The organism is Novosphingobium oxfordense (genome assembly GCF_044029435.1).
Lineage (GTDB): Bacteria > Pseudomonadota > Alphaproteobacteria > Sphingomonadales > Sphingomonadaceae > Novosphingobium.
Genome location: NZ_CP147007.1, coordinates 434,668 through 460,680 on the forward strand (window position 1 = coordinate 434,668; position 26,013 = coordinate 460,680).

The 26,013-nt window shown below is 62.0% G+C and carries 21 protein-coding genes and 2 pseudogenes; 10 read left to right on the forward strand and 13 right to left on the reverse strand.

What is annotated here, in order from left to right:
* Nucleotides 1–574: 574 nt before the first annotated feature.
* Both WBP07_RS21955 and WBP07_RS21960 read left to right on the forward strand, forming a co-directional pair.
* A pseudogene (locus WBP07_RS21955) lies at nt 575–2,227 on the forward strand (recombinase family protein); the annotation flags it as partial.
* A complete protein-coding gene (locus WBP07_RS21960; protein ID WP_395396503.1) occupies nt 2,128–2,472 on the forward strand; it encodes an IS30 family transposase in 345 nt (114 codons plus the stop codon). The pseudogene WBP07_RS21955 and the gene WBP07_RS21960, both read left to right, overlap by 100 nt.
* 151 nt (nt 2,473–2,623) lie before the next feature.
* Here the strand turns inward: WBP07_RS21960 and WBP07_RS21965 are convergent, their stop codons facing one another.
* From WBP07_RS21965 to dinB, 3 genes are all read right to left on the reverse strand, one after another.
* Nucleotides 2,624–3,025: a hypothetical protein gene (locus WBP07_RS21965; RefSeq protein WP_395395991.1), complete on the reverse strand. Its 402-nt coding sequence runs from the start codon at nt 3,023–3,025 to the stop codon at nt 2,624–2,626.
* Between the two features lie 237 nt (nt 3,026–3,262).
* On the reverse strand, nt 3,263–6,526 hold the full coding sequence (locus WBP07_RS21970) for an error-prone DNA polymerase (RefSeq protein ID WP_395395992.1): 3,264 nt from the start codon (nt 6,524–6,526) through the stop codon (nt 3,263–3,265).
* Nucleotides 6,527–6,542: 16 nt separating this feature from the next.
* The gene (gene dinB / locus WBP07_RS21975; RefSeq protein ID WP_395395993.1) at nt 6,543–7,622 is read right to left on the reverse strand and encodes a DNA polymerase IV; all 1,080 of its coding nucleotides are present in this window, start codon (nt 7,620–7,622) and stop codon (nt 6,543–6,545) included.
* A gap of 587 nt (nt 7,623–8,209) precedes the next feature.
* Here dinB and WBP07_RS21980 point away from each other — a divergent pair.
* From WBP07_RS21980 to WBP07_RS21995, 4 genes are all read left to right on the forward strand, one after another.
* Nucleotides 8,210–8,341: a YlcI/YnfO family protein gene (locus WBP07_RS21980; protein WP_395395994.1), complete on the forward strand. Its 132-nt coding sequence runs from the start codon at nt 8,210–8,212 to the stop codon at nt 8,339–8,341.
* A gap of 266 nt (nt 8,342–8,607) precedes the next feature.
* Entirely contained in the window at nt 8,608–8,772 is a 165-nt protein-coding gene (locus WBP07_RS21985) for a hypothetical protein (RefSeq protein WP_395395995.1), read from the forward strand.
* Nucleotides 8,773–8,917: 145 nt separating this feature from the next.
* A complete protein-coding gene (locus tag WBP07_RS21990; protein WP_395395996.1) occupies nt 8,918–9,610 on the forward strand; it encodes a transposase in 693 nt (230 codons plus the stop codon).
* Nucleotides 9,611–9,987: 377 nt separating this feature from the next.
* Nucleotides 9,988–11,106 carry a glycosidase gene (locus WBP07_RS21995; RefSeq protein ID WP_395396504.1) on the forward strand — a complete coding sequence of 373 codons (1,119 nt, stop codon included), beginning with the start codon at nt 9,988–9,990 and terminating at the stop codon, nt 11,104–11,106.
* A 392-nt stretch (nt 11,107–11,498) separates the two neighbouring features.
* Here the strand turns inward: WBP07_RS21995 and WBP07_RS22000 are convergent, their stop codons facing one another.
* Together WBP07_RS22000 and WBP07_RS22005 are read right to left on the reverse strand one after the other, a co-directional pair.
* Nucleotides 11,499–13,019 carry a Y-family DNA polymerase gene (locus WBP07_RS22000; RefSeq protein WP_395395997.1) on the reverse strand — a complete coding sequence of 507 codons (1,521 nt, stop codon included), beginning with the start codon at nt 13,017–13,019 and terminating at the stop codon, nt 11,499–11,501.
* On the reverse strand, nt 12,934–13,695 hold the full coding sequence (locus WBP07_RS22005; protein WP_395395998.1) for an ImuA family protein: 762 nt from the start codon (nt 13,693–13,695) through the stop codon (nt 12,934–12,936). The genes WBP07_RS22000 and WBP07_RS22005 overlap by 86 nt, the downstream gene beginning before the upstream one ends.
* Nucleotides 13,696–14,253: 558 nt before the next feature.
* Between WBP07_RS22005 and WBP07_RS22010 the strand changes: the two genes are divergently transcribed.
* The 4 genes and pseudogenes from WBP07_RS22010 to WBP07_RS22025 all read left to right on the forward strand — a co-directional run bounded on the left by WBP07_RS22010 (nt 14,254) and on the right by WBP07_RS22025 (nt 18,627).
* A complete protein-coding gene (locus tag WBP07_RS22010) occupies nt 14,254–14,898 on the forward strand; it encodes an SOS response-associated peptidase (protein ID WP_395396505.1) in 645 nt (214 codons plus the stop codon).
* 92 nt (nt 14,899–14,990) lie between these two features.
* Nucleotides 14,991–15,720, forward strand: a pseudogene (locus WBP07_RS22015) (DNA polymerase ligase N-terminal domain-containing protein); the annotation flags it as partial.
* A 729-nt stretch (nt 15,721–16,449) separates the two neighbouring features.
* Complete coding sequence (locus WBP07_RS22020; protein WP_395396506.1) at nt 16,450–17,115, forward strand: murein L,D-transpeptidase catalytic domain family protein; 666 nt, start codon at nt 16,450–16,452, stop codon at nt 17,113–17,115.
* Nucleotides 17,116–17,175: 60 nt separating this feature from the next.
* A complete protein-coding gene (locus tag WBP07_RS22025; protein WP_395395999.1) occupies nt 17,176–18,627 on the forward strand; it encodes a L,D-transpeptidase family protein in 1,452 nt (483 codons plus the stop codon).
* A 109-nt stretch (nt 18,628–18,736) separates the two neighbouring features.
* Here WBP07_RS22025 and WBP07_RS22030 read toward each other — a convergent pair whose 3' ends face one another.
* The 8 genes from WBP07_RS22030 to WBP07_RS22065 form a co-directional block, all read right to left on the reverse strand.
* Nucleotides 18,737–19,003 carry a PA2169 family four-helix-bundle protein gene (locus WBP07_RS22030; protein ID WP_395396000.1) on the reverse strand — a complete coding sequence of 89 codons (267 nt, stop codon included), beginning with the start codon at nt 19,001–19,003 and terminating at the stop codon, nt 18,737–18,739.
* Nucleotides 18,937–19,266, reverse strand: coding sequence for a hypothetical protein (locus WBP07_RS22035; RefSeq protein ID WP_395396519.1), 330 nt, complete (start codon nt 19,264–19,266; stop codon nt 18,937–18,939). The genes WBP07_RS22030 and WBP07_RS22035 overlap by 67 nt, the downstream gene beginning before the upstream one ends.
* 143 nt (nt 19,267–19,409) lie before the next feature.
* The gene (locus tag WBP07_RS22040; protein WP_395396001.1) at nt 19,410–20,279 is read right to left on the reverse strand and encodes a LytTR family DNA-binding domain-containing protein; all 870 of its coding nucleotides are present in this window, start codon (nt 20,277–20,279) and stop codon (nt 19,410–19,412) included.
* Nucleotides 20,272–20,982, reverse strand: coding sequence for a hypothetical protein (locus tag WBP07_RS22045; RefSeq protein ID WP_395396002.1), 711 nt, complete (start codon nt 20,980–20,982; stop codon nt 20,272–20,274). Before WBP07_RS22045 ends, WBP07_RS22040 begins: the two co-directional genes overlap by 8 nt.
* A gap of 67 nt (nt 20,983–21,049) precedes the next feature.
* Nucleotides 21,050–21,787, reverse strand: coding sequence for a glycoside hydrolase 43 family protein (locus WBP07_RS22050; protein ID WP_395396003.1), 738 nt, complete (start codon nt 21,785–21,787; stop codon nt 21,050–21,052).
* A gap of 164 nt (nt 21,788–21,951) precedes the next feature.
* Nucleotides 21,952–22,707 (reverse strand): FadR/GntR family transcriptional regulator, encoded by a 756-nt coding sequence (locus WBP07_RS22055; RefSeq protein WP_395396004.1) that lies wholly within the window; start codon nt 22,705–22,707, stop codon nt 21,952–21,954.
* A 53-nt stretch (nt 22,708–22,760) separates the two neighbouring features.
* Nucleotides 22,761–25,193: a glycoside hydrolase family 2 TIM barrel-domain containing protein gene (locus WBP07_RS22060; RefSeq protein WP_395396006.1), complete on the reverse strand. Its 2,433-nt coding sequence runs from the start codon at nt 25,191–25,193 to the stop codon at nt 22,761–22,763.
* A gap of 56 nt (nt 25,194–25,249) precedes the next feature.
* Nucleotides 25,250–25,537, reverse strand: coding sequence for a hypothetical protein (locus tag WBP07_RS22065; protein ID WP_395396007.1), 288 nt, complete (start codon nt 25,535–25,537; stop codon nt 25,250–25,252).
* Nucleotides 25,538–26,013: the final 476 nt, after the last annotated feature.

The window sequence follows — 26,013 nt, forward strand, 5'->3', positions numbered from 1 at the left end:
AACACGATCGTGGACGCCCTGGCACTGTGATGGACGACGCACAGGATTTGCCCCATTTTGGAGCCCCTTGAAGTACAGTTGCAGACCCCCATTGCTGTCTGATCGTCCCGTCCGACAGCAGGTTCGTCATGTCCAATTCGCGCACATGCCCCGATACGATCGCCCTTGTCAGGGCGTCTCCCGACGGCCGCCCTGCCTTACGGGCGATCTTGTCTCTAGACGTTGGAGTCCCCCGGCATTCGGAGAATTTGGCCGAAGGCCGGCCCTTACAGGCGTACGCAAACACTCATTCAGCTTCCAGGCTGCAAGCATGCCGAGTGGCGCGTTGAACCCGCCCGAGGCTGCCGCGGATGGCGATGCCGTCCTCCAACCTGCCGAAGGGCGCCAAACCCGAACCCAGGACGCGCTGGTTTGCCTTGCACGCCTGCTTGGACGTCAGATCGCCCGCGAGCTGAGCGCAACGCCACCACCACCTCCAAGCCAGGAGAATCCCGAGATCACTAAAGCGTAGGGGGAAAGGCCGCCACAGGCGTCATGCGAGCATGACGGCCTTTCGCTGTCGGGAGATTTTTTCATGATCCGCACTGCCCTCTATGCCCGTTACTCCACCGATCGGCAAAGCCCGTCATCAATTGAAGACCAACTGCGCATTTGCCGAGAACAAGCTGCCCGCGAAGGCTGGAGAGTGGTCGCGAGCTATAAAGACGCCGCCATTTCAGGCTCAAGCGTAACGCTGCGCCCAGGCATTCAGCAGTTGCTCGAGGATGCCAGGACAGGAAAGTTCGATCTTCTGCTGGCGGAAGCGCTTGATCGTGTCTCCCGTGACCAGGCCGACATCGCGACGCTCTACAAACATCTGCAGTTTGCCGGCGTAACCATCGTCACGCTCGCCGAAGGGGAAATCTCCGAACTCCATGTCGGTCTCAAGGGCACGATGAACGCGCTGTTCTTGAAAGACCTTGCGAAGAAAACCCATCGCGGCCTGCGCGGCCGGGTCGAGAAGGGAAAGTCTGGGGGCGGTCTGTCCTATGGCTACGATCTGGTGAGGCGCCTTGACGCCGGTGGCGAACCAATCCGCGGCGACCGCACGATCAACTTAGCTGAAGCCGAAGTCATCCGCCGCATCTTCCGTGACTATGCGAACGGCATCAGCCCTTTGGCCATAGCCAAGCGGCTCAATGCGGAAGGGATACCCGGCCCGTACGGCAAGCTCTGGGGGGACACGACATTGCGGGGACACACCAAGCGCGGCACCGGCATCCTTAACAACGAACTCTACGTTGGCCGGCTCATCTGGAATCGTCAGCGCTATCTCAAGAATCCTCAGACGGGTCGACGCGTCTCCCGCCTCAATCCTGAATCCGAGTGGATTACAACAGAAGTGCCCGAGCTGCGAATTCTCGATGACGACTTGTGGCAAGCCGTGAAGGCGCGCCAAACCTCGCAGCGAATTGACTACGAAAGCGCAAACGTAGGGGCCGAACTCCAGCTGAAGCGCCGCCCAAAGTCGCTATTATCTGGCCTGCTGGTCTGCGGCACTTGCAATGGTCCAGTCGCACTGCGTGGGCAGGATCGCTTCGGGTGCTCGGCGCATTTACGTCGACGTTCGTGCACCAACGTTCGTACCATCAAACGCGAAATGCTGGAGGCGCGCGTGCTCGAAGGTCTGCGTCACCGGTTGATGGCCCCTGAAATCGTGGCTGAAGCCGTCCATGCCTATGTCGAGGAGACCAACCGCCTGAACCAACAGCAGCGCGCAGCAGGAGCTGCTGACAAGGCGGAACTTAAAAAGGTCGAGAAGGCCATCGAGCGCCTGGTGAACATGGCAGCTGACGGTGATGCAACGCGGGGTCTGATCGACAAGCTATTGGCGCTGGAAGCCCAGGAAGATGCCATACGGGCGCGGATGAGCGATGCGCCTTATGTTGCCCCGGATATCCATCCCAACATCGCCAAGTTCTACCACAAGAAAGTTGAGCGCCTATCCGAGGCGCTTCATCATCCCTCTGAACGAGACGAGGCCGCATACGCCATTCGCGGTCTGATCGAGCGCGTCACGCTGTTTCCCGGAGCTAATCCGGGCGAGATGAGTGCCACGCTTCACGGTGAGTTCGGGGCTATTATGGAATGGGCATCGCAGCACGAAACTGCCGGAAACAACCGCGGATCCGGATCTGTTGCTGCACTAATGTCGGTATCGGTGGTTGCGGGGGAGGGATTTGTACCCAACTTGGCCCCCTTCCCTCTACGTTTCGCCAAACCATCACTTTTGATCGAGGCACGGAGTTTGCAGCCTTCAGGAGGCTCCGGACTGAGCTCGGAATGGAGAGCTATTTCTGTGATCCGAAGGCCCCTTGGCAGAAGGGCGGCGTTGAGAACTTCAATGGCCGTCTGCGACGATACCTGCCATCTGATACGGACATTGCGGCGCGATGGACGAGATGGCGATCCAGGCGGTCTGTCACCAGCTGAACAACACTCCGCGGAAATGCCTGTCCTATCGGACGCCCCAGGAAGTTTGGACGGAACAGATCGGGCTATGGGCGCCGGGGTCGGATGTTCCTTGGGTGGGGCTCGCCCCACCCAAGGAACAATGATACTCAGCGCCAAGGAATGTCGCGCTTCAACTGGAACTCGCAGTGCAATTTAGAAATGTCCCACCCCGCACGAGTGGTTCCGAGAGAAGGAGACGCCTGCGGGGCCTCAGCCCCTTTTCCTCGAGCTTTTCGCGCATCCGGGTCTCGATAACGATGTGGGCCGGCTCATCGTCGATATGGGCCGGGAGGATAACGTCGGTAAGGCGCGCGGAGGGATAAGTGGCGACAAGCAGCTGCGCGAGATCGCCGCGGGGCGCTGCGATCGGGGTCGGGACCGGCACCCGGCTTGCAGGCACCTGCTGCCCGGCCACGGCCCATTGGCGTAGCTGTTCGGCGAGCGGTTTGTGGCCCTTCTGATCCTCGGCCGCAGAAAGTTGCATCGCCAAATCGAAAAATCGATCTGCGTCGCCTTCCGCGTGGCTCTTCACCAGACCTATGAGTTACTGCGCCGATGCCCTGCCTTTTTCCGAACCTTCGTACCGAGCCGCGGCCGATACGCCCCCACTTCCAATCGAGCTATGGAAATTTGCGATTTTTCTCCAATGAATTTCGACAAAACATGGTGTTTGAGCGATTTCAACCAGATAAGCGGCGAAGGTTTCCAATTTCGTTCAAAAATCGGAATAATTCGGACTTTTTTGGACTTTCTCGGAATTTGTTCACGTTCAGCGAAAATTCCTTCCCTTCCCGAACGTGTCGATGTGCAGGTCGGGTATAAAGATGTTCCTCGGCTCGGGATGCTTTGATACGGGACCACGCGGATCGGGCCCGCCGCCATTCCTCGCGCCATCCCCGCGACCGAACGGCAATGGAAAAGCTTCTCCGCGGCTGCCCACGCTCGACAGCATTGGTGTCAGGTCCGTCAGCTTCTTCGCGATGACGTGAATGACCTCGCCCTCGCGCTGGACCTGCCCCTCTATGCCCAGCATGCGCGCACCCATCACGATCCGCCGGCTCGCCTCGAACATTCGCGGCCAGACGATGAGATTGGCAATGCCGGTCTCGTCCTCGATGGTGATGAACAGCACGCCCTTGGCGGAGCCCGGCCGCTGACGAACAAGCACCAGGCCTGCCAGTGAGATGTATCGCCCATCGCGCATAGCCTCGAGCGACGCGCACGGCAGCACCTTTCGAGCGGCCAGTTCCTCGCGCAGAAAGGCAACCGGGTGCCGGCGCAAGGTGAGACCGACATTACCATAGTCCTCGACCACCTCCCTGCCCTCGGTCATGGCCTTGAGCGCAATAGGCTGTTCGACGATCTCATGGATAAACCCTGCCTCGCGCGCTTCCGTTGCAGCAAAGAGCGGCAGTTGCTCGTCGCGCAGCGCCTTGATTGCCCAGAGCGCCTCGCGCCGCGCCAACCGCAAGGCCGGCCGGAACGCATCCGCCTCGGCGAGACGGTCGAGCGCGCCCACCCCCACGCCGGCCCGGCGCCAAACCTCCTCGACGCTGAGGTACGGCTGATCCGCGCGCGCTGCGACAATGCGCGCCGCGTCAGCCTCCTTCATGCCTTTCACCATCCGCATGCCGAGCCTTACCGCGAAGCAGTCGTCTCTCATGGGGTCTCCGGCGGGCTCGAGCGTGCAGTCCCAGCGCGAGGCATTGACGCAGACAGGACGCACCTCGACGCCATGCGCGCGGGCATCGGCCACGATCTGCGCCGGCGCATAGAAGCCCATCGGCTGTGAATTGAGCAGGCTCGCGCAGAACACGTCGGGATGCCAACACTTGAGCCAGCAGGAAGCGTAGGCGATAAGCGCGAAACTCGCCGCATGGCTTTCCGGAAAGCCGTAACTGCCAAAACCCTCGAGCTGTCCGAAGGTCTTCTCGGCGAACTCGGCGGTATAGCCGCGCGCGGTCATGCCATCGACGAGCTTGTCCTTGAACTTCGAGACCCCGCCGGTGAACTTGAAGGTCGCCATGGCGCGGCGCAACTGGTCGGCCTCGGTCGGCGTGAAGCCGGCGCACTCGATGGCAACGCGCATCGCCTGCTCCTGGAACAGTGGCACGCCCAGCGTCTTGCCGAGTACTCTCTCCAGCTCGGGCTTGGGATACTCAACCGGCTCCTTGCCGGCCCGGCGGCGGAGGTAGGGATGGACCATGTCACCCTGGATCGGGCCGGGGCGCACGATCGCGACCTCGATCACGAGATCGTAGAACGTACGCGGCTTGATGTGCGGGAGCATCGCCATCTGCGCCCGGCTTTCGATCTGGAACGCGCCGAGCGTATCGGCGCTACGGATCATGGCGTAAGTGCGTGGATCCTCGGGCGGGATCCCTGCGAGATCCATGTCGATGCCCTTGTGCTCTGCGAGGAAGTTGAAGCCGCGCTTCATGGCGGTCAGCATGCCGAGAGCAAGGCAATCGACCTTCATGAACTTCAGGACATCGATATCGTCCTTGTCCCACTCGATGACCTGGCGGCCCTCCATCGCCGCCGGCTCGATCGGCACGAGTTCGTCGAGCCGGTCATGGGTAAGGACAAAGCCGCCGGGATGCTGCGAGAGATGGCGGGGCGTGCCGATCAGTTCGCGTGCAAGCTCGATGGCAAGCCGAAGCCGCCGGTCCTCGAGATTGAGATTGAGGTCGGCAACGTGGCGATCCTCGACGCCGTCCTCGCTCCAGCCCCATAGCTGCCCCGAGAGCGACTTGATGAGGTCCTCCGACAAGCCCAGCACCTTGCCGACATCGCGGATGGCGCCTTTGGCGCGGTAGCGGATCACGGTCGAGCAAAGCGCGGCATGATTGCGCCCGTACGTCTCGAAGACCCACTGCATGACGATCTCGCGCCGCTCGTGTTCGAAGTCGACGTCGATGTCCGGCGGTTCCCTTCGCTCCTGGCTGATGAAGCGCTCGAAGAGGAGGTCGGAGCGCTCGGGATCGATCGAGGTGATGCCGAGCACATAGCAGACAGCACTGTTGGCCGCCGATCCCCGCCCCTGACAGAGGATTTCGCGGCTGCGCGCAAAGCGCACGATCGCATTGACCGTCAGGAAGTAGGGCGCATAGCCAAGCTCGCCGATCAGGGCGAGTTCGTGCCGCAAGAGACGGGCCACCTTGCCAGGCAATCCATCGGGATAGCGCACCTCTGCCGCTTCCCAGGCCAGCTTCTCGAGAACCTGGTGCGAAGTGAGCCCGGGAATGCTGGTTTCTTCAGGATACTGATAGCGCAGTTCATCGAGCGAGAAGCGGCAGCGCTCGGCGATTTCCAGCCCGCGCGCCAGAGCTTCGGGATAGCGGGCATGCAGCCGGTGCATTTCCGCGGCCGGCACCAGGTAGCGGTCGGCATGCGCCTCGCGCCGCACGCCGAGTTCGTCGATCGTGCAGCGATGGCGGATGCACGTCATGACCTCCTGCAGCACGCGGCGATGGGGATGGTGGTAGAGCACATCGCCAGTGACCACTGTCGGCACCTTGTGGCGCACTGCAAGGTTCGAGAGATTGTGGAGGCGCAACTGGTCGCCGGGCCGGCGATGAAGCGTCAGCGCGAGATAGCAGCGGCCCGCAAAGATCCGCTCGAAGCGCACAATCACAGCGGCTGCCTCTTCGACGTCGCCGGGAAGCAGGATGGCGATCAGGCTTTCCGCGTAGTCGGCGACATCGTCCCAGCCGATGAGGCACTTGCCCTTGCCCCCGCGCTTCTTGCCGCGGCTCAGAAGCCGGCACAGGTTCGCGTACCCCGTCCGGTCGATCGGATAGACCAGGAGGGACTGGCCTTCGGTGAGATCGAGCCGGCAACCGACGATCAGCCGGACGCCGGTTGTCCTTGATGCATCGTAAGCCCGCACGATCCCGGCAAGACTGTTGCGATCCGTGATCGCCAGTGCCTCCAGCCCGCAGGCCTCGGCCTGCGCGAAGAGTTCCTCGCAGCTTGAAGCCCCGCGCAGGAACGAGAAATGCGAGGCACATTGGAGTTCGGCGTAGCGCACGGGTCACCGGTTCGCGTCAGGCGAACAGCGGCAGGGCTTGGGTTTTGCCGCCCTGCTGTGGCTCAAAGCCAGACACCGTCACACCGACGAGGCGCACGCCCTTCTCGGTCGGCAGGACCGAGCGGATCAGCGCCAGGCTCGCCTCGCGCAGCTTCTCGGCGCTGCGCACGGCCATAGGCAACGTGCGGCTGCGGGTGATCTGCTGGAAATCGGCGTACTTGACCTTGACCGTCACGGTGCGTCCGAACGACTGCGCCCGTTCGCACCAGGTCCATACGTCATCGGCCTGGCCTAGCACGCCTGCCTCGATCTGCGCATTGTCGACAAGATCGCGATCGAAAGTCGTCTCGGAGCCTGAGGACTTACGCTCGCGATCCGGATTGACCGGGCGATGGTCGATCCCGCGCGCGATCTCGAAATACCACTCAGCCGAGCTTCCGAAATGCCTCTGGAGGAAAGGCAGCGATTTTGCGCGCAAGTCCGCGCCGGTCTCGATCCCGAGCGCCTGCATCTTCTTCGCGGTGACGGGACCCACGCCGTAGAAGCGCTTGACCGGCAGCGTCTCCACCCACGCCGCACCCATGTCCGGCGTGACCGCAAACTGGCCATTGGGTTTGCGCTGGTCCGAGGCGAGCTTGGCGAGGAACTTGTTGTAGGAAATCCCGGCCGAGGCGGTGAGCCCGGTCTCTTCCAGGATTCGCGCGCGGATCTCCTTTGCCGTGAGCCAAGCGGTCGGCAGGCCCCGGCGATTGGCGGTGACGTCGAGATAGGCCTCGTCGAGCGAGAGCGGCTGAATGAGGTCGGTATAGTCCGCGAAGATCGCATGGATCTGCCGCGACACCTCCTTGTAGACGTCGAAGCGCGGCGGCACGAAGATCAGGTGCGGGCAGCGGCGCAGCGCGGTCACCGAGGGCAAGGCGGAGCGAACCTCGAAGGCCCGCGCTTCGTAACTTGCCGCGGCTACAACACCGCGCGCGGCGGGATATCCGACCGCCACGGGTTTGCCGCGGAGTTCGGGATTGTCCCGCTGTTCGACCGACGCGAAGAACGCGTCCATGTCGACATGAATGATCTTCCTTTGTGCGGAATCGGCCATGCGCCGACCTTACTTCAAAAAGAACATTATGGGAACACGAGAGCGCCTCGAGGTTCTCCGGCAAACGGGGTTGATGCGCCGCCGTTGCCGTTGATGTTGGACCGACCGAAAGCGGCTCATCAAACTAGCGCGACGGAGGTCGGGCCTTCATCAACTTAGCGCCACGCTTAAATTGGTCGGAGGCAAGATACAGTTCGTCGTGGGCCGCCCGCCATTCTCGCCGAGCCTTACGGAACCGGCGGGCGGCGAGCAGGAGGCGCTTTCGCGCCTCCCGTTGCTCCTCAGTTCGCCCGATTGGTGTCGGCATATTCCCATCCCCGCCGCCACCGCTTGGCGCTCACAGCGTCATGGCCGAGATAGGGGTTTGCTTCATGTGCGCTGCCTCGGCCCCAAGCAAAGTATCCTGCCATGTATTCGACCGAGGGGTTTCCGATCACGGGGCGTGTCGGTGGGCGGTTGGCGATCATTGCCTTGCCTGCATAACTGATATGACTTGCATAAGTGATATGAGTAATAATTTCGTGACGGGGAAAGTGATATGCGATAGTACGCGCCGAATGGGACGCCCGGCACTTTGGTCACAGAACATGCAAGCCCGCTTCCCGGCGGGCACTTTCGAACGAATCGGTCAGGTTCTGCGCGAGGATGAAGATCGGACGGACTTCGTTCGCGCGGCTGTCGAGAGAGAGCTTCAGCGCCGGGAGAAGAGCGCGGAGTGAACTGGCTGCGCATTCCCGGCATCGAGGCCGGAGATCTTGAGATTGTTCAGGATGATGCTGGTCGAATGACGGAAGTCATCGTTCCATGCCGACCAGCACCACCTACCCGGTCTGCTGTCTCGCCCAAAAGCTGGTGAAGAACGGCAGCAAGGAAGTCTGCTATCGGGATCGCAGGATCGAGCCCGCGCCTACGTGCGCTCATTGTGAGGCGGCAGCGGGTCAAATGCCATAGCTGCGGTGCGATCCACTACCAGGACGTGCCTGGCATGGACGATAAGCAATACATCAACGAGCGGCTCCGGGATGACATTCAGTTGTCCGCAGCCAAGCGCCCCTTCCGCGATGTTGTGGCGACGCACTGCGTGGAGGAGCTTGGTCCGCAGGGTCTTCCGGCGTTACGCAGACGACAAGCTGTTGGATTACCGCTTTGACGCGCTGTGCGTTCTGCGGATCGAAATCACCTGTTCGGCAAAGCGCGAGGCGTAGTCATCGACATCGAGAGCGGCAGGCTGCTCGACATGTAGAGGGTTGCACGCAGTCGAATGTTCGACGCGGCATGATGACCCACATGGACCAGTGGAGAGCGTCGAGGCGTGGTGCCAAGATATGGCCCCTGCCTACAAGGGCGTGGCGCGCGACCTGTTCCCGAAGGCCCAGATCGTGGTCGATAAGTTCCACGTTCTGATGCGCGCCGGGGTGATATGGCAGAAAATCCGTCTGCGGGAAACGGCGAGCCTTCCGGCCGAGCTACGCAAGAAAATGCCCGGCATCATCCGCATGTTCGACAAGCGCTGGGACACCCTCAAGCCAGTCTCCCAGGATACGGTTGCGCAGGTTCTGGAACAAAGCCCGGCGATGCAGGCCGCCTACACGATCAAGGAAAGCTTCCACTTCTTTTATGAAAAGCAGACCCGGTTGGAGGCCGAACAGAGCTATCGGAACTGGATCGACACCGTTCGCCAGTTCGATCAGCATTCCGAATGGAAGCCGCTGATGAAGATGGTGCAGGTTCACCGGGACGAAATCTTCGGCTACTTCGAGCACCGCTATACCAGCGGCAAGCTGGAGCGCATGAACCGGTCGATCGCCGACCTGAACCGCGCTGCCAATGGCCTCGACTTCCCCAGCCTCCGCGCCAAGGCCTTGCTTCGATATGGCAGGCTGGTCGAACCGGAGGCATATACGCGTCTCTTCATGGACGCTGGACCCGATGATGAAGGTGGTCGCAGGCCTTTCATGGAAGAGGCTTTCAGCGACATCTTCGCCTAACCATCAACCCGAAATGCCGGATGACCCGCCTCGAGCTTCTGCGTTCGCGGCAGGAACAGGAAAGGGGTGGCACCGCGCGCCCAATGACGCCGCCTGCGCGACGAGGCGAGAACTCCGACCGGAACGCGCGCCCGCCGAGTGGATTTGACTGGCATGCAAATTGTCCGATTGTCGGAATATGAGTGTTTGCGTCCGTAATGAGCCGATCTGGTGACTGGGCTTTCGTCACGATGTCTGGCTCCGCGAGGATGAGCGGAACGATCGCCGTGCCGCCGAGGAGATTGACGATGACAAATCCCCCAGCGGTTCAATCTCATTCCCATGATCACTCGAAGAATGCAGCTTGGCCTGCCGACCGGCTCATCCTGACCCCCGGCATGATTGATCTGACCCGTTCGCCACTCGCTGGCCAGCTCGATGCCGAAACTTATGTTTTGGGCGCGTTCAATCCCGCGCTGACCAGGCTTCCCAATGGAAATCTGCTGATGATGGTGCGCATCGCCGAAGCCCTTCGCGAACCGATATTTGGCGGCAAGGTCCATGCGATAAGGTTGGGGGACTGTGAGGCCGGCGGCAACGCCGACAGACAGTACGTCCTCGATGGGTGGCCCATCGAATTGGCCGACACAGCGGATCCCCGCACATTCAAGCTGCATGGCGGCGGCTGGCGCATTATGGCTCTCACTTCGCTGTCTTGGCTGCTCCCCGTCGTGATCTCACCCGATGGCCTCGAAATAGTGACCATCCATTATGAGCGCGCAATTGCGCCGGCCGGCTCCTGGCAATGCTACGGTGTCGAGGACCCGAGAATCAGCAAAGTCGGCGATGATTACTGGATGACGACCTGTTCGATCAGCCCCGAACGCCAATCAACGACACTCTATCACTCCACGAACGCACTCGATTGGACCTTCGACGGTGTCGTCCTCGATCACCAGAACAAGGACATGCTCATATTCGAGGGCCTGATCGGCGACAAGTACTGGGCGCAAACGCGGCCGCTCGGCGATCTCTATTTCGCCTATCCGCCGGGCAGCGAGTGGCGGGCTGGTCCCTCGATCAATCTCGCCAGCTCTCCTGATTGCCGCCATTGGCGCCCTTACCTGAAGCCGGGTATCCGGCCGCATGCCGCCACTGTTGCAACAGCGAGGATGGGGGGCGGCGCGCCGCCTATCCTGACTGAAATTGCGGGTCGGCGCGGCTGGTTATCGCTCTGGCATGGAGTGGAGCCGAGAGAAGTCGTCGGCATTTACAGGACCTATTGGTCTCTGCTCGATCCTGAAGACCCATCGATCGTACTCGCCACCAGCGACACTCCCTTACTCGAAGCCAATCCCGAGCTGACCGGGCCCCTTGAAGAACTCATGTACATGCACGGCGTCGTCTTCACGACGGGCATCGTCGAGGCAGACGATCACTTCATCGTTGCTTCTGGTGAAGCGGACCTTGCCTGCAGGATCACGCATGTTCCCAAGTCAGCGTTTGCAAGCATGTGAAACGGATAACGCCCTCTCATCGGCCGCTTATCAGACACGCACGCGGCAGCGCCCATCCCTTGACCAATTGAAGTGCTGTCCGGGCTATGGCTCGCCATACGGACGGGCCCGCTCGTGATTTCAGTATCGCCCGGATGATCCCAAAAGTGGCGCGGCTTCGAACTTTCCGAGAAGCTTAACAAGCGGAATTCGCAACCTCGAACTGCATGCCTCTGATTTCATGAAATGCAACCAGATGGAGCAACACCGGTTGCATTCCTTGCATTTGTGAGACGGCCGCCGCGGGCGCATATGGCCGGTGCCTTTCAGGCATCCTCTCCCAAAGACTTCCCAAGCCGGCCCATGTGGCCGGCTTTTTTTGGCTTTGCGCCTGCTTGAAGGGCCTTGGTACTTCAGCCAAACACCCCATGCAGGAACCAGCTCTGGGCGCCCGTCACCGGATCCATGCCGTCTCCCTGCCGGAACACCCAGTAGCGGGCTCCCATCTCGTCCTCGACCAGGAAGTAGTCGCGCACGCTCAGCCATTCCGCTTCGCTCAGATGCCATTCGCCATAGATGCGCTCCGGGCCGTCGGCGCGCGTCACGCGCCGTCTGACGCCGCGCCACACGAAATGGACCGGGGGGTGGTCGGGCAGAAGCGCCATCGTCTCTATCATCTCGGGGCGCGCGAAGAGGCGTGCCGGGCGCGGCCAACGCTGCGGCCAGCGCAGCAGGGTCGGATCAGCCATAGGCGCGATCCGTTCAACCGAGCGCTCGGGGATATGGCTTTCGCGCGCGGCCAGCCGGAAGAGCCGTTCCTCGCCGACCCGGTTGCCGAGCACATCGACGAGCGCCGACACTTCGGGAACAGCTCTCTCTCCCAGCGTCGAGATCGTGCGAAGACCAAGCGGCTCGACGACAGGGGCAGCGAGCACCATGCGCTCGACCCCGAAGCCCGGATCGATGGTCTGGATTTTGTCGCAGAGAAGGCGCGCCAATTGCTTCTTCTCGCGGCTTGGCTTTGCGAGTCCCGCTCGGATCGCCTGCACTGCATTGTCGACGCGGTGGAAACGTAGGTCGAGCCGGCGTGCGCCAAGCCCGGCTTCCTCCAGCTCCAGAGCCAGCGCGTCGACCAGCTTTAGGGTATAGCGCTCGAGCGTCTCGGGGGCCGCGATCGGCTCGGCAAAACGCCGCTCAACCTCGATGCGCTCGGGCGCTTCGACCGGTTCGAAGGGCTCGGAAAGCCGACCATAGGCCTGATCGAGCCGCTTGCCCGGTTCCGATCCGAACCGCAGGGCGAGAGACGCTCGCGGCATCGCCTCCAGTTCGGCAATGGTCTCGATGCCAAGCGTCGCCAGCTTGTGGACCTTGTCTGCATCCAGGCGAAGAGCTGCGAGCGGCAGGTATGAGATGGCATCTGCCAGTTCGAGCGGATCGACGACGCGCAGCGGCGCGCTTCCGAAGCGGGCGAGCGCATGGGCTGCCCCATAAGTGGGGGCGCAGACCGCCCTTCCGGCCGTCTCGACTTCGGCGAGCCGCCGCAGCACATCCCCGAGCAGACCCTCGGCGCCGCCATGAGGATGGGTGGCCCCAGTGATATCGAGCATCAATCCGTCCGGCGGATCGAGCGCGATCATCGGCGAGTACCGGCGCAGCGACCAGACGGCGAGCTTTTCCAGGGCTTCCGCATCGGCCTTGGGGTCGGCATCCATCATGACGAGATCGGGCACGAGCGCCTGAGCCTGGCTGACGGCCATGCCGGCATGGAGGCCCAAGGCGCGCGCAGGCGCACCGACCGCCGTCAGAACCCGACGGCGCCCTTCCATGCCGGTAAGAACGAGCAGCGCGTCAGGAGGCGGCGCGTGCGGGCCAAGCCTGCGACGCAGCCGATCGATCGGCCAGGTCGGCAGGTAAAGCGAGACGACCTGTCGCATCGCAGGATTCCACAAGGAAGTCGGCGCTCTCGCCAGCCCGGCACCGGATAAGCTCGACGAACCAGCGCGGCCGGGCAACGCCCTTAACCGGCAAGGGTTCGGATGGAACAGCGGTAATCCGCCACCGCGTTGCCGCCGCGGTCGGCTGTCCGAAGTCGGCGGCGTCTTCGCGCCGACGCCAACGGCGAAGGGCAATGCCGATCGAACCGCTGGTTTCGGCCGCAAGCAGCAATCGGCGGGACACCGACATCGAGAGGCGCGACACTTCGGCGACCACACCGCCAAGTCCGCCATGGCGCAGCCCTTCCTCGAAACAGGCCAGCAGCGAGATTTCGTCCTGAGCTTCGACGTAGATCACCCGGTCGGGATCGAGCCCCGCCTGCGCAATCGCCGGTGCGAACAGATCGGCCTTGGTCATGCACCAGAGGATCTTCCCTTCGGCCCGCGCCATGATCCCTGCTGCGAACAAAGCCGCCGCCGCACCATCGGTGACGCCCTGCGCGCCGCCGGCGATTTCATGAAGCGAGCCGAGCGTCAGGCCCCCACCCGGGAGCCGCTCGTCGATTGCGCCAAGTCCGAATGGCAGCACTTCACGGCGCAGCCTTTCACCGCCCTCGATCTCTGCGATCCGGGCGCGCAGTTCGTCCAGACGAGGGCCTGCCCCTCCCGATGTCATGAAGGGCCTCCTTCGGCTCAAAACGGAAATTATGTTCCCATTTTGTTCCAATCGAAGTTGGAGTCAACGGGCTCAACGGGCCTGGTCTGGTGCTTTCCCATTAAAACGACTGATTTCCCGAGCGAATTTTTGTGGTCCAGCCACGACAGCCTTTCCTCAACCCGGCCACAAACATGCGAATCGATCCGGCGATGATCCACGGTTCAATCCCAAAGACATGCCTCTGTGCAGAACTGAACGCGCTCTCGCGATGAAGCGTAACGATGGCCTTAGCTGCCGCGCCATATCGGGACTGGCGTAACTTTGCGGATGTCACAGTCCCACAAACGAATAGATATGTCACTGTGGGTGCCGAGGAGCATCTGCAAACAATTGCTTGCAGAAGATGAGTTCCAAGTACGGCGCCGACGAGGCGACCCAGACTGAGCCCCGCGCCGCCTTTGCGCTGCGGGGCTCGTTTCCCTGGCCATCCTGGACTCGATCGGAACCACCTTCCCCTTCTGGAATTTGCGGTACTCCACAAGCGTCCCTAAATGGTAACCAAAGGAGGCTGGCCCCATCTGCAATCTCTATCGCATGACCAAGCCTGCCGACGCGATCGCGGCGCTTTTCGACGCCATGCCGGCCGTGGGAGCGAACTATGTCGAGGTCATCGCCCCCACCGACCCAGGACTCGTTGTCGCGCGCCGCAATATTCAAGCCATGGCCTGGGGGTTCCCGCGCAGCGACAGCCGCAAGGTCACCGGCGAGCCTCTCAAACCAAGGGCGGTCGTCAACACGCGCAGCGACAAGATCGGCTCACCGTTCTGGCGCACCAGCTTCCAGAGGCGACGGTGCCTCATCCCGGTCACGGCTTGGGCCGAGCCTGCCGGCCAAAAGAGCCGGATGACCCGAACCTGGTTCTCCCTACCTGGCGAGGAGGTCTTCGCCATCGCCGGCATCTGGTGCAATTCGCCTGAATGGGGGCATGTTTACTCGATGCTGACGGTGCCCGGCCACGAGCAGATGGAGCCGCTCAACGATCGCATGCCAGTAATCCTGCGCTGCGAGGAGTGGCAGATCTGGACCGACGGCACGCCGACGGCGGCTCATGAGCTATGCCGAATCTGGGAGGGCCTTTTAGAGGTGGAGCCGACCGACGAACCTTGGTCGGACCGGACGGTGCCCCAAGAGCCGAACACCCAGCTTTCGCTACCGCTGTAGGCAGCGTTGACCGGGGATCGTACGCACCGCCGCGAACCGAATTGGATTGGCGTGCGGTCCAGTGAGGGGAGGCGTCACCAGCCGCTTCGTAAAAGCGGGATTTCGCGCGTACCGGGGAACCCTCCGGTGCCCCCGAGCCGACGTCAGGTAATGGCTTCGTTGTCCAGAAGCATGCCGCGACTCGCCTGCATTACGACTTCCGCCTCGAGCTGGACGGCACGCTCGTCAGCTGGGCAGTGACCCGAGGGCCAAGCGCCAACCCTGATGACAAACGCTTGGCAGTTCGGACCGAAGACCACCCGCTCGACTATGCCCGGTTCGAAGGGACTATCCCCAAGGGGGAGTATGGTGGTGGTACCGTAATGCTTTGGGACAATGGAACTTGGGAGCCGGTCCCGGGCAAGGATCCCATCAAAACCCTTATCGAAGGGCATCTGCATTTCACCCTCCATGGCCCGCGCATGAAGGGCGAGTGGATCATGTTTCGCCTAAGCCACGCGGAAAGGAGAAGGGCGAAAACTGGTCCTACGTAAGGTCGAGGACGAGTTTGCCGGTGGCTCGGACGACCTCATCGGCATTCATCTCGCGAGCGTCGACAGCTTCTGCGAGGCGGGGTTGGAAGGGGTCGTATCGAAACGCCTCGACGCTCGATATAGCGGTTCGCGGAGCGGTAGCTGGGTCAAGTCCAAGTGCATACGTCGGCAGGAGTTCGTCATTGTAGGCTGGACGCCTTCTGACAAGCAGCGGAGGTTTCGCTCGCTTCTTTTGGGCGTAAACGAGGATGGAAAGCTGCGCTATGCTGGCAACCTGAGCGGGTCTGGCCGGATGCTGGCGGCGTCCTTTGGCACCGTGCAGTCATTCTCCCGTGCCTGGTCAGATGTCGTGGATCCGGAGCTGCGATTGGGCGTTATCCGATGATCATGCAACAATATAAGGGACGTTCCGGTGCGAACCAGGGAGAAGTTAGCAGACGTAGTCGCCGGTCAGCCGGGGCGACTACAGCGTAAGCAGTTCGTTCGGTCGCTGAAGGAAACTGCGGTTCGAGCAGTAGTGACGGCATCTGTTACCTTCGCCGTAGGCTGGGTTCTCAAGCGCATGTTCGAAAATTCGGTTGCCGATGCGGCGAAGGAGGGTGCGGCTCAGGGCGCTCAGCAAGACATGGTGGAACAAAGTTCCGGTGTTCCGACGCAAGCTCGCGCACCCATAGCTGGAGGGACTAACGAGGCGACAACGTGACAATGCGCCCCCTGGCTTTCTAAGGTATGCCTGACATTTTGCCACTTGGCACCCACTCGCGGCCTATTTGCGAGACCTTTCTGAGATTTGCACCGTGAGCATAGTGTTTGCGCAGCATATGAGATTTGAGTTGCGGAGATTTGTTCCAGAACGGCTGTGCCATTTTCACCTGCCCGCCGCATCTTCAGGGCGATTCATCGCTTAAGTGCAGAAGTGCTCCAACAAAAATCGCCAAAAGCTATTTAATTACAGGCCGGTATATCCATTATTGGAGGCATGCCTAAGCAGACCTTCCAACCCGACCGGCGCGCCGCGATGATTTCAGGTGCGGGCATTGTTCTCGCCGCCCTTGCAGGGCCGGCCGCCAAGCCATTTTTAGGATCGTCGCCTCCGCGCCGCCCAACCGCTGTCCCAGCTGCCCCGCGAAATGCCCCAAGCATGCCTCAGACGGCTTTAGATGCCGCTCGCTTTTCCGTAAACCCGGCGCTGCTGCGCCGGGCTCTATCTGCGCTCGACCGGCACTCCGGTTCGGTCAAAGCGCGCGACCGGATGGCCATCGTCGATTTCAGCGCGCCCTCTTCCAATCCCCGGCTGCACTTCCTCGATGTCGTCAGCGGCAAGGCATCGCGACTACTGGTCGCGCATGGTTCGGGCTCCGATCCGGGGCATACCGGGTTCCTCGAGCGGTTCTCCAACGCGTTTGGCTCCAATGCCTCGAGTGAGGGGGCGTTCCTAACGGACGATTACTATACCGGTAAGCACGGTCGGTCGCAGCGTCTGGTGGGGCTGGACCCGACGAACAACAATGCGCTCAGCCGCGCCATCGTAATCCATAGCGCTTGGTATGCGAACGACGACATGATCCCGGTTCATGGCAAGCTGGGCCGCAGTCAGGGGTGCTTCGCGGTTGGCGAGGATAAGCTGAGCGACGTGTTCAGTTTCCTTGGCGAAGGACGGATGGTCTTTGCTGCCCGCGCCTAGGACAGCATGAAACCCTTGGGATTTCCATAAGTTGTCATACGGTCTTACCAGGAGATTCGTGTGCATAGAAGTGTGATCGCTTGCTCGTTGCTGGCCCTGACGGTCGCGCTGCCCGGGTGCCACTCGAAGCCCGACAATGCTTCCCAGAACACCGTGGCGCCGCCGATCAGCATCGACCAGGTGCACTGGAACGACGGGGCGGTCCGCCAGTTGCGTGACGCGATCGGACGTCGCGCCGCGCATGGCCTCGATCGGGTACAATTCGCCTTGGACGGTCAGCCTGGAAATGCCGAAGGCGACCGCGCGCTGACGCAAAGTGCGCTGCGCTATGCTTCGGCGCTGGCCCGCGGGTCGTCCGATCCGGCCAAGCTTTACGACGTCTACACCGTCGCCCGCCCCAACCCGAACCTGCTGAAAGGCCTCGGCGCAGCTCTAAAGAACGGGAAGCTGGGCCAATGGTTTGAGGGCCTGGCGCCTCAGGACGACGGTTACCTCGCCCTGTCCAAGTCCTATCTCGCGCTGCGCAATCAGGGCAACGCGCCCGTCTCCGTGATCCCCGACAAGGGCGAGCCGCTGAAGCCCGGGGACACCGACGCACGCGTTCCCGCGATCGCGCGCCAGCTCGTCTCCTCCGACTACCTGGACCGCTCTGCTGCGCAGGGCACCCGCTACAATCCCGCGATGGTCCGCGCGGTGCAGCGCATGCAGGCCGACTACGGGATAAAGCCCGATGGCGTCATCGGTGCCGACGCGCTCGAAATTCTCAACCTTTCGGATGCGGACCGGGCCCGCGCGATTGCCGTGGCGATGGAGCGGCTACGCTGGCTTGACCGCAATCCTGCCCCCAAGCGCATCGACGTGAACATCGCCGCTGGACGGCTGCTCTACTGGCGCGACGGCAAGGTCGCCGACAGTCGCAAGGTGGTCGTCGGCGAGCCTGAAAACGAGACACCGCAGCTGGGATCGCCGATTTATCGCCTCGTCGCCAATCCAACCTGGACAGTGCCGCGCTCGATCCAGAACAAGGAGATCGCGGGCAAGGGCAGCGCCTACCTTCGGCGCAACAATATGGCTTGGAAGGACGGCTGGGTCGTCCAGCAGCCTGGACCTAAAAATTCGCTGGGTTTGGTGAAGTTCGACATGAAGAACGAGCACCAGATCTATCTGCACGACACTCCCGCCAAGCAATTGTTCCAGGAAATTCAGCGCCAGCGCAGTCACGGCTGCGTGCGCGTGGACGATGCGCTGGGCTTTGCCGAGATGCTCGCGAAGGACGAGGGCGTCCTCGAGGAGTGGCACCGAGCTCGTGCGACTGGCAAAGAGACATTCGTCAAGCTGCCGCGCGAGATTCCGGTGAGGCTGCTTTACCAGACCGTGGTGCTCGGCGAAGATGGTGAGCCCGTCATTCGCTCCGACCCCTATGGCTGGAATGACCCCGTGGCCGCCGCACTGGGCTTTTCGTCCGGCCGAGCCTACCGCCTGCGCACTTCGGGATCCGACGTAGGGCCATAAGCCATTACCGACGAAGGATCGCCCGCATGGGTGCTGGCGATATCGAACCGACCGGTAGCCTAAGTCCATGATTGTTAAGGCCGCCCGTAAACGGGCGGCCTTAAACTCATTATACGATGCTCTGCTTCAGCGCGCTCATTTTATCATGGCCTTCTCTGACCGATACGAACGCCTTTTCTACAGCCGAACGCGAAGACGGCTCCAACTCATTGTCGCGAAGCGCGTCTTCGAACTTGGCTTTGATGTGGTCTTCACCACGCTCAACTTCCTGAATGATCGCTTTGTCGTCTTTGCCAGTGATTGGCTGCTTCAGGTCCATAAAGGTCCGGTGAGCAGCCCCCAGAAAGCTGCTGTCGTCCTCAGGGGTTCCACCCAATCGGCGAACTTCGGCCTGAAGGTCGGTCGCCGCCGCGCTGCGGTCCCCTCGAACTCCGCGAACATCGTAGCGAACTGAGTGCTTTCAGCATCCTTGGCAGCGTCCTCATAGCCCTTCATGCTGTCGAGGGTCGTTTTGATCTGGCCATTGAGCGTCGAGATCGTGCTATCCGCGGTCCTAATGATTATCCTTGCAGGGAGTTGCTTGAACCAGCCGGGAAACTTGATCCCTTCAAAGTGGAAAAATTTGGTCGCCCGGATCATGCTTCGGTGGACTGCGCTTTGGCTGGACGGCTGGTTTGTCCGAAGCGGGTTCGTGCACTGGTCGTCGCCTGCCGGAAAAGCAGACCGTCAGCATCTGGGGATTTAAAAAATGGATGCTAAACGGCAACGACAGGACATCAACCCTAAGTCTCCGCTGTGAGAAAACCGCTGCGCTCGAGTTTCGATACGGCATCTCTCGCAACAGCCGCGCGGGCGCCATTGCGGAGGACGATCGTACGATTTCGGCCGTCAGCCTCGATCGAGGCAATTCCATCGGCAGCCACCCACCAGCAGCGGTGAACTTGCGCTCCTGAGTAATCGTCGAGCTCCGCGATGGCATTACGAAGCCGCATTAGAATCAGCTCGCTTCCGTCTCGACCGTGCACCCGAACGTAATGGTCCTCGCTTTGCAGAGCAGAAATCGGCCCGACGAAGTTCGCACCGAGCCGATCATGGAGACGCGGTTCGGACCTCTCTTTCATCTCCCTGTCCTCGACAGCAATATCCCCTCGTTCCAGCGGGTTCGCATCGTTCGGGCGGGAAGGCGTGCCGACGAGTTCGGCCATAACGGAGCCTCGCCGCAGCAATGCGTCTAGTTTCCTCGCCGAAGTCGCCACGACAAGTACAGCTACCGCGCACAAGAATGCGAACGGCAGGATCCCGGTGAAGCCATGAAGGCTATGGAAAAACTCGCTTGCGCCCCAATGCCACAATGACGCGAGCGGAACGCTGGAGAGCACCACGCCCCAGAAAACCAGCCATTTTTGGGGCAGGTTGGTTGCCTGGGCAATCGCGGACCAAAGCAGGATCGTCGGACGCACAATGACGTATGCGCCCATCAAATGTAGCCACCACTTCCATGCGCGCGCTGGAAAATCGGCTTCAAGATAGGTTCCAAACGGCCCGAGAAACCCGACGAGCGCTGCAAACAGCACCATTGCCCAGAGCTCGAGGAGGACGATCCGAGCCAGCCTCACGCCGGCAAACTCCGGCCGGGTACCTTCATTACTCAACCCCGCCTTGCTCGGCGTGGAACCAATCGAAATCCGCCGCTCCGCCTGCCGCGAGGACGTTGAAGGAGAACAGTCCGGGCCGGGTACCCTTCCACCAACCATACCATGCGAGCTTGATGGGCCCGCCGACGCCGACGAAACTGCGGCCGTCATCGAAGCTGTAGCGATAGCTGGCGGTGCCATCGTTAGTCACATTCGCCGTGAGCACGACGCTCCGAGCCGAACCGGGCACATCAGCAATCGCTGTCTCCTTGCCAGCGAGTGAAAGCACGATTTTGTTCGCGTCGCCCTGCCGCGCCACGCCAAGCCAGGACGGCTGCGCGTTGAAAAGTGTCAAACCCGCCCTTTGACCATTTGCCATGCGGCTGACGTCGAGCCGGGTCGAATAGCGCGGCGCCGGCCCCTCCATGACCTGCGTCAGCGTGTTTCGCGCGGTGACGATCTGAGGCGCATGGGCAGCCGTTAGCCTCAGGTAACCGAGCCGTGCGGTCAAGCTCCAGGCGCTGTCGTCAGGATTGTGATTCCATTCCCATTGGATGGAGAGGCGCCGCGATCCAAATTCGTCCGAACTTTGCAGGCGGTGCGCGCTGCCTGATTTACTGGTTTTCGGCATTGGCCAGCGGGCAACCGGTAGTCCCGCAGCCTGCCCGGCGATCAGTGCGCCAATGATCGGCCATTCGTCCTGCCAGGTCAGCGGCTGCAAGTGCACGATCCGGCCGAAGGCTCCCGTGAGGTTGAAGTGGAGAAACCAGCCCTTGCCGTCCGGCGTCTCAACCCAGCCCCCCCTGGTGCGGTCCTTTAAGCTTCAGATCACCGCCGGGGAGCAGGACGTCGCGCCATTCATAGGGTCCGTCCAAGCGGCGCGACCGACCCACAGCCTGCGGACCGGTGCCGACACCGCCGATCGGGGCGAAGATGTAATACCAGCCATTGCGCTTGTAGAGCTTGGGTCCCTCCAGGACCGGCAGCCTCTTCTTGTCCTCGACGATCAACTTGCCTTCATCGAGAACGCCGGTGCCGTCGGCGCGCATTCGGTGAAGAAAGAGGGGCCCCGCGCCGACTTTGCTATGCACGAGCCACGCGGTCCCATCCTCGTCCCAGAACGGGCAGGGATCTTCGTACCCAGCGCCGGAGAGGACCGCGGTCGGCGCGCTCCAAGGGCCTTCCGGTTGGCGTGCCGTCGCCATGAAGATGCCTTCGTCCGGGGTTGCCCAATAGACGAAGAAGCGGCCGCCGTGCTCGCGGATCGAGGGCGCCCAAGGGCCGCCGCCATACTTCGTGCCGGCCGTATCGCGCGGGTTCCCGTCGGTGATCTTGAACGTGCCTGAAAGATTGTAGGCCGGCGTATCCGGAAGCCGGGCGAGGACGTGCGAGACCAATGTCCAGTGGACGAGATCGTAGGAACGAAGCACCGGTAGCCCCGGCGACATATGGAAGCTTGAAGCCACCAGATAGTACGCATCACCGCTGCGAATGACATCGGGGTCGGAGTAGTCGGCGTACAGCACCGGGTTTTCATACGTGGCCGGCGAAGCGCCGATTGCTTGGGCGGAAGTTTCCCCACCGGCAATCACTAACCCCGTCAGCAAACCAAGGGCTATTGCTAGGCGGAGAGGATGGCGACGGTACGATCGGCAGTGGTGCCGCAAAGCGCCGGCAATCGAATGTACGCTCATAAAGCTTCCACTGCGTTTCGTGTGTCTTCCAGCGCCTGCTCTATCAGTCGGTTCATGCCTTCCGACGCGCGCCTGGCATCTCGGGCAGCGATGGCCTCGCAGACCTCGACATGTTCGGGGATGGCGTTTCGCGGGAATGTCCGGGCCTGCTGCTTGAACTGGGTCGTCCACCTGACGGCCGCTCCAACGCTGGCGGTCAGGACCATCAGCGCGCCATTGCCGGTGGCTTTCAGGATCGTCTGGTGAAAGTCGCGGTCCGCGTGACGACCGGGCTCACTCGCCAGGCTATGGCCGCGCATGGCATCGATCGAACGCCGCAGCGCCTGGACGTCTTCGCGCGACCGGCGCTGAGCAGCGAGACCGGCCGCGGCGGGCTCGATCAGAGCGCGAAGCTCGAAAATATCGCGAATGAACCCAAAATCGGGCTTCCCGGTAAAAGCCCATTCGAGAACATCCGGATCGAGGACATTCCAGCATTCGCGCGGTAGGACGCGTGTGCCGGCCTTCGGCCGGCTTTCGATCAGTCCCTTGGCGGCCAGCACGCGGATCGCCTCGCGATAGGCGCTGCGGGACACATCGAGTTCCTGCGCGAAGGCGACCTCGCCGTAGAGTATCGTACCTGACGGATAGCGCCCCGACACGATGTCTCGGCCAATCCTCTGGATGACCGACCCATTGAGTCGGCGGCCGGGACTTCTGACGTTTGGGGCGCCGGAAATTTCCGCGTCGCCGCTTCGTGCGATGGCATTCATGGCGTGGTTTTCTCCCCCTCGCGATTTTCGGAAGCTTCCTGCGCTTGCCGAGCCTATTCGAAGGTGATCCTCGTGTTGGCGACGCGAAGTCCCGGTGAATTGGCCACGACACGAAGCGTACCCTTTCCTCGGCCCCGCAGGATCGCGAGGGCGCTCCCGCGAAATGTCTGGGCATGGTTGGCTTTCAGCGAGCCGACGGCCTGCGGATTTGCACTACCGAAGGCTGCCAGCTCGCCGGAACCTTCCAGAGAAAGAGCGACCGGGCGCATGTCGTCGGGCAAAACCCGGCCCTTGGCATCGACCACTTCGATCTTGAGATAGGCCAGCGCATCGCGGCCATGGCGACCCGACCGTGGCTCGACCGACAAGCGCAGCGATGCTGCCTCGCCAGTGGTTTCCAAGTGCGTGCGGCCAATGACTTTGCCGTTCTTCCAAGCGACCGCCTCGAGCGTTCCGGCCGCGTAGGATACCGGCAGCTCGGCAGTCATCTTGTCACCGGCTGCCATGGCTTTCTCACCGACCACCTGGCCGTTGAGGATCACCTGGACTTTGTCGCCCGCCGTGTAGACGCGCACCTTGAGAGGTTTGCCTTCATGGTCGTCCCAGTTCCAGCTCGCCAGTTCGTCGGGCCAGCCCCAGTTCGCGGTCCAGGGGAACGTTCCCTCGGGCGCGGGCCGCTGCACGGTCATGGCAACCGGAGTGAGGCCCCAGGCAACATCGCGGGCCAGCGACGCGGCTTTCTGGCATCCGATGAGGTCGAGATCGCCGCACCAAGAATTTACCCACGGCCATGCCGCGAAATAGTAAGGGAGACTGCCGTTCTTCAGGAAAGCCGTCGCGCCGAGACCTGCTTCGCCGACGTAGTCCATCGCGGTCCACAGGAACTCACCCAGGAAATAGGGCGCCCGGTCCATCAGCGCCGCGTAATCGAAAACCTCGCGAGCGAAAGTCTCGGACGCGTAGACGACGCGTTCGGGATGCCCCGAATGCTCACGCTCGATGTCATCGAGCCGGTAATTGTACCCGGGAACGTCGAGGAAAATCGTCGAGGCGTTGTCCACCTTTCCGGCAAAGCCGGGACGCGCGGTATCGGGTCCAGCGATCATCTCCTGACCGAGAACACCGTTTAGTCCCGCAGTCACCGGCCGTGTCGGATCGAGAGCCTTCACCGCGTTCGCGAGCTTCCACTCCCATTGGACGCCTTCATCGCTGGCGCGGAAGGGGATTTCGTTGCCGATGCTCCACATGATCACCGAGGCGCTGTTGCGGGCCGGCAGAACCATGCTCCGGATCACTTCTTCCCAGTGCTCCCGGAAATGGATCGAGAAATCCTGCGGCTCCTTGTGCTCATGCCATGCGTCGAAGGCCTCCTCGATCATCAGCATGCCCAGACGATCGCAGGTTTCCCGGAGGCTGCGCGAGGCAGGATTGTGCGAACTGCGGATCGCGTTGAAGCCTCGTTGCTTGAGCAGGCGGATTCGCCGTTCGTCGGCATCACGGAACGCGCATGCACCCAGCAGTCCGTTGTCATGATGGACGCAGCCGCCCCTCAGCTTCATGACCTCGCCGTTGATCGCCATGCCGCGCGCGGGATCGAAGGTCACGATGCGGACGCCAAACGGCTGCTCGAGCTTGTCGACGATCTTGTCGCCGCGGCGCAGCTCGGTCTCGAGGCGGTATAGGTTCGGATGTTCGGGCGACCACAGCTGAGGGCCCTGAACATTGAGCGTCTGGCGCACTTCGCCAGCAGCAGGTGCGCGCCCTTGGGCAGCCGTTCGACCTTCGGCGTCGATCAGCCGGGTCACGATCTCGTATCCCGCGGCCTCGCCATCGAGCGAGGTTGTCAGATCGATCTCGGCTCGCCCGTCACTGAACCAGCGGGTCCAGGCTGCGACGCCCCAGCGCGCGATCCGGCACTGGCTTGGCAGCACATCGAGCGTCACCTGACGATAGATGCCCGAGCCCGCATACCAGCGGGTATTGCGTCCTTCGTTGCGAACCCGAACCGCCACGACGTTGTCGCCCTTGCGATCGAGATAGGGCGTGAGATCGACGGCAAACGGGATGTAGCCATGGACGTTCGACGTGACGGGATGCCCGTTCAGGTAAACGTCGCTTTCGAGATAGATCCCGTCGAAAGCCAGTTCGATCCGAGCGTCCTCTGGGTAGCCGGCAACGCTGAAGCGCTTGCGATACCAACCCTCGCCGCCGACCGTGAAGCCGGTCGCGCCCTTGCCGACGGCGGTCTTGTCGAATGGGCCGATCTGTGCCGGCTCGGCTCCGCCGGGTACATCCTCGACACCCCAGTCGTGCGGCAGGTCGACAGTGCGCCAGGCGCTGTCATCGAAACCCGCCTGCTCGAAACCATCGCCGCTGCCGCGATGGAACTTCCAGCCATCATCGAACGGGATATCTCGTAGGGGCCAGTTCGCGTGCGGGGATGGCATCGGCGACTTCGCGGCGGCCGCGCCAGCAATGGGTATCATGGCACCTGCTCCTGCAAGAATGAGCGCCTGGCGCCGGTCCGTTTCAAAATCGAGGCTCACTGCACCTCTCCCAGCTTGGCCAGTTCGGCATCGATCCGTGCCAATGGCTCCCGCTGCACGACCCCGAACACGAGCAGCGATTCGAGCGAGAAGTTGCCGAGGTGCGGCTTGATCATCTCGTTGCCGATCCGCCGATCCATACCGGGAATTTCCTTGTTCACGATCGCCCAGGCAGCGGGGGTCGCCTGGAGGATGGCAATCGGCGTGTCGCGCGAGCTGAGTACGCGGGCAAGCCTGCGCGGAGGATCGTAGGACTTCGCCGGCAGGTAGAGAGGAGCGTCCAAGTTCATAATCCTTCCAACGAATCGAATTGAGGTGTCGGGCGGATCATCGAGCGGACGATCCGCAAGGCGCGGCTAAGCGCGTTGGTCTGTTGGCCAGAGGACCAATCGGTCTTGGGAGAACAGCCAGCAGGACAGCGATGCGCGCATGCGGTCGCGATAAATCCGCGGCGATCCATCAGCCTTCCCCTCTCCATGTCCCATTTTCGTCCATCGCCCCACCGATGCGGTCCAAGCGATTTTCCGGCTTGTCAGTAATACAACACTATGTTGTTTTAAGTGGCAAGGGCGACGTGTCAAGCGACGCTCGAATCGGGATGAGGACCCATGGAGCCATCGCTGAGGGCTGCCACGGTCGCATGCGGAAATGGTCCGTTTGCGTCGGTGGAGAAGCACGCGCCGAAAACTGAAACGGCCACCACCGGAACGACGGGAGCACCCCGGCGAAGGCAAAAATTCATCGGGAACCCGAGCGTGGA

Coding starts and splice junctions, on each gene's coding strand:
- WBP07_RS22020 (WP_395396506.1), top strand. CDS start 16,450: ATGATTTCAGGTGCGGGCATTGTTCTCGCCGCCCTTGCAGGGCCGGCC.
- WBP07_RS22005 (WP_395395998.1), bottom strand. CDS start 13,695: ATGACATCGGGAGGGGCAGGCCCTCGTCTGGACGAACTGCGCGCCCGG.
- WBP07_RS21985 (WP_395395995.1), top strand. CDS start 8,608: ATGGACGATAAGCAATACATCAACGAGCGGCTCCGGGATGACATTCAG.
- WBP07_RS22000 (WP_395395997.1), bottom strand. CDS start 13,019: ATGCGACAGGTCGTCTCGCTTTACCTGCCGACCTGGCCGATCGATCGG.
- WBP07_RS22055 (WP_395396004.1), bottom strand. CDS start 22,707: ATGAATGCCATCGCACGAAGCGGCGACGCGGAAATTTCCGGCGCCCCA.
- WBP07_RS22035 (WP_395396519.1), bottom strand. CDS start 19,266: ATGATCCGGGCGACCAAATTTTTCCACTTTGAAGGGATCAAGTTTCCC.
- WBP07_RS21960 (WP_395396503.1), top strand. CDS start 2,128: ATGGGCATCGCAGCACGAAACTGCCGGAAACAACCGCGGATCCGGATC.
- WBP07_RS22060 (WP_395396006.1), bottom strand. CDS start 25,193: ATGATACCCATTGCTGGCGCGGCCGCCGCGAAGTCGCCGATGCCATCC.
- WBP07_RS21980 (WP_395395994.1), top strand. CDS start 8,210: ATGCAAGCCCGCTTCCCGGCGGGCACTTTCGAACGAATCGGTCAGGTT.
- dinB (WP_395395993.1), bottom strand. CDS start 7,622: ATGGCCGATTCCGCACAAAGGAAGATCATTCATGTCGACATGGACGCG.
- WBP07_RS21995 (WP_395396504.1), top strand. CDS start 9,988: ATGATTGATCTGACCCGTTCGCCACTCGCTGGCCAGCTCGATGCCGAA.